3 protein-coding genes are annotated in these 3,194 nt (G+C 71.7%); 2 read left to right on the plus strand and 1 reads right to left on the minus strand.

Features of this window, described 5'->3' with window-relative positions:
* Positions 1–317, plus strand: a 317-nt coding sequence (locus G6030_RS10490; protein ID WP_182643082.1) for a hypothetical protein, incomplete at its 5' end; no start/stop codon positions are given.
* A gap of 3 nt (positions 318–320) precedes the next feature.
* On the opposite strand, the gene G6030_RS10495 is transcribed toward G6030_RS10490, so the two are convergent.
* Positions 321–1,124 carry a tyrosine-protein phosphatase gene (locus G6030_RS10495; protein ID WP_347238633.1) on the minus strand — a complete coding sequence of 268 codons (804 nt, stop codon included), beginning with the start codon at positions 1,122–1,124 and terminating at the stop codon, positions 321–323.
* Positions 1,125–1,381: 257 nt separating this feature from the next.
* Between G6030_RS10495 and G6030_RS10500 the strand changes: the two genes are divergently transcribed.
* Complete coding sequence (locus tag G6030_RS10500; RefSeq protein WP_241724299.1) at positions 1,382–3,109, plus strand: AMP-binding protein; 1,728 nt, start codon at positions 1,382–1,384, stop codon at positions 3,107–3,109.
* Positions 3,110–3,194 lie beyond the last annotated feature (85 nt).

Below are 3,194 nucleotides of genomic sequence, written 5' to 3' on the forward strand. Positions count from 1 at the left end.
CTGGGGACAGCGTCGGCGCCGGCGGGAGCGACAGCGCCGGCGGGAGCGGCCATGCCACGGTGTTCCCCGCGCCGCTGACGACCATCGCCGCCGCGCTCGTCGGTGGGTTCCTGGGCCTCGCGGCCGTCTACGGGGTGGCCGAGCGACTGGCGGACACGCTGGCCGGCGTCGCCGCCGTGGTGATGATCTTCGCCGTCACCCTGGCCGGGCCGCGCGTCCACGCCGGTGCCCGGACCGAGGTGGGGCGCACCGTCGCGGTGGTGCTGCAGTCCGTCGGGTTCGGCGGCGTCCTCGGCGCACTGCTCATCCTGACCTGAGGCTCAGCGGGAGCGGAGCCGGGCCGTCAGCTCGTCGACGACCTCGGCGTCGACGCCCGCGCCCTCCACCAGATAGCGCCTGGCGTCACCGAACTCACGGGCCAGGGCGTCCAGCGAGCGACGCAGATTGGCCTCCTCCACACCGATGAGGACCTCCACCGCCTCGAGCTGCCCCGGCATCTGGGACTGCACGTGGGCCCGGATCGCCGTCACGAAGTCGGCGGACATCTCTCGGGTGAGCAGGTAGTCGGCGACGACGTCCTCCTCCCGCACCCCCACCAGCAGCTGCAGCAGGGCCGACACCCAGCCGGTGCGGTCCTTGCCCGCGGTGCAGTGCACAATCGCCGGGCCGGACGACTCGGCCAGGACGCTCATCGCGCGACCGAACGCCCCGCGCTCGTGGTCGCCCAGGACGAACCGCTCATAGGTCTCGGCCATCTCGCGGCGGGCCTCCTCCACCCCGACCACGCCGGTCGTGGTGAGAGTCGCCGCGGACGTGTGCCCGCCCAGCACGTCGATCGGCACGTACTCCGCGCCGGCGGGGACGACGTCGGGCTGCCTCTCGATCTCCGCGCCGGTCCGCAGATCCACCACCGCGGTCACGCCGAGCCGCTCGAGGACCCCTAGATCCTCCTCGCCCACGGACAGCGCGGTGGACCGGTAGACGACACCGCGGGTCATCGAGCCGGACGGCCGGAGGGCGTACCCGGGGCCGGCCACGTCCCGGAAGTTGTGCACGCTGCTCAGCCGGATCTCCCCGACCATGAACCCGTCGCGGCGGAGTCCGACCTCGTCGTCGACACCCACTCCGACATCCACTCCGGCGCCCACCCCGACACCCGGTGCCGCGCTGCGGTTTTCGCCCGGTTCCGCCGCCATCCCACGCCCCTTGCGATCCCGGCGCGCCCGCGCGGCGCGCCACGCCTCGTTCCTACCCGATCGGGCTCCGCGACAGTGACCGGACGGCGGCAGGTCGGCAGGGCGGAAAAGTGCTGCTGACACGTGTCAATGTTGCCGCCCGTTTCCGGCGTGGAACGGGTTTCCATCGCCTATTGTGCGATCTCATGAGTAGAACAGATTTCAATCCCGGCCACGCCATGCAGCACGAGACGTTCGGCGACATCCTGCTGGAGCGGTCGACAGACGATCACCCGGGACTGCTGTTCGAGGACTCCTCGTGGACGTGGCGGGAGTTCGTGGCCGAGGCCGCCGTCCGCGCGGAGATCCTGCGCGGCTGGTCCGACGAGTACTCGTCCTCCTACGCCGAGCGCCCCGATCCCTACCGGCGGCTCCACGTGGGCATCCTGCAGGAGAACGTGCCGGAGTACCTGTTCACTCTGACCGGCGCGGCGCTCGCGGGCGTCACGATCATCGGCATCAACCCCACCCGTCGTGGCGCCGAGCTCGCCTCCGACATCCGCGGCGTGGACTGCGACGTCATCCTCACCGACGCCGACGGCAGCGCGCTGCTCGACGGCCTCGACACGGGCGCCGTCGCCTCGTTCGACATCGACTCCGAGCAGTGGCGCGGCCTGCTCGCCGACCACGCCGGCGCCGAGCCCCGCCTGCACCCGGAGGACGCGCGCGACCCCCACACCCTGCTCGCGCTGCTGTTCACCTCGGGCTCCACGGGCGCGCCCAAGGCCGTCATGTGCTCGACCGGCCGCATGGCGATGCTCGGCACGATCAACTACCGCGGCCTCGTCCGCGACGACGTGGCCTACAGCGCGATGCCCCTGTTCCACGGCAACGCCCTGTTCGCCGCCTTCGCGCCCGCCGCGTACGTGGGCTGCACGTTCGCGATGCGCCGCAAGTTCTCGGCCTCCGGCTTCCTGCCCGACGTGCTGAAATTCGACGCGACGTACTTCAACTACGTCGGCCGCTCCCTGTCCTACATCCTCGCCCAGCCCGAGGTCCCCGAGGAGAAGCAGACGCGCCTGCGGGTCGTCTTCGGCACCGAGGCCTCCGTCCACGACCGCGTGGAGTTCGAGCGCCGCTTCGGCGTGACCCCCCTCGAGTCGTACGGCTCGAGCGAGGGCGGCGTGGTCATCAGCCACACCGAGGACACCCCGCCCGGCGCGCTCGGCGTGGCCGGCGCCTACATGGACGTCGCGATCCTCGACGAGGACGGCAACGAGTGCCCGATCGCCGAGTTCGACGACGAGGGCGGCCTGACCAACGCGGGCGAGGCGATCGGCGAGATCTGCAACCTCACCGGCGCCAAGCTGTTCGAGGGCTACTACCGCAACCCGGAGGCCACCGCCGAGCGCAACATCGGCGAGGTCTACCACTCCGGCGACCTGGGCTACAAGGACGCCGACGGCTACTTCTACTTCGCCGGCCGCTCCGGCGACAAGATCCGCGTGGACAGCGAGAACTTCTCCGCCGGCCCCGTCGAGCGGATCCTCGACCGCTTCCCCGGCGTGCTGGTCGTGGCGGTCTACCCGGTGCCTGACCCGCGCACCGGCGACCAGGTGATGGCCGCCATCCAGCTGGAGCCCGGCGTGGAGTTCGACGCGGACGCGTTCACCGAGTTCTGCCGCACCCAGCCCGACATGGGGACCAAGTGGGCGCCGCGGTTCGTTCGCATCATGAAGGAGATGCCCGTCACCGCCACCCGCAAGATCTCCAAGCCCAGCCTGCGACGAGAGTCGTGGACCGAGCCGGGCGAGGTCTACCTACGCGGCGGTGCCGACAAGTCGGACGACGTGTACCGGCCCCTCACCGACGCCGACCGCGAGGCGCTGCTCGCCGAGTACCAGCTCCACGGCCGTCGGCCGGCGGGGGTCTGACGATGCAGGCCCGGCGGATCCTGCGCGCGGCGTCCGTGCGCGCGGTGTCCGTCGGGCTCGCCGTGGTGCTCGCGCCGGCGGCCCT

This window comes from Dietzia sp. E1, from assembly GCF_014145015.1.
Classification (GTDB): Bacteria; Actinomycetota; Actinomycetes; order Mycobacteriales; family Mycobacteriaceae; genus Dietzia; species Dietzia cinnamea_A.

Excerpts from the sequence above, each read along its gene's own strand:
- G6030_RS10500 (WP_241724299.1), top strand. The coding sequence starts at position 1,382 with ATGAGTAGAACAGATTTCAATCCCGGCCACGCCATGCAGCACGAGACG.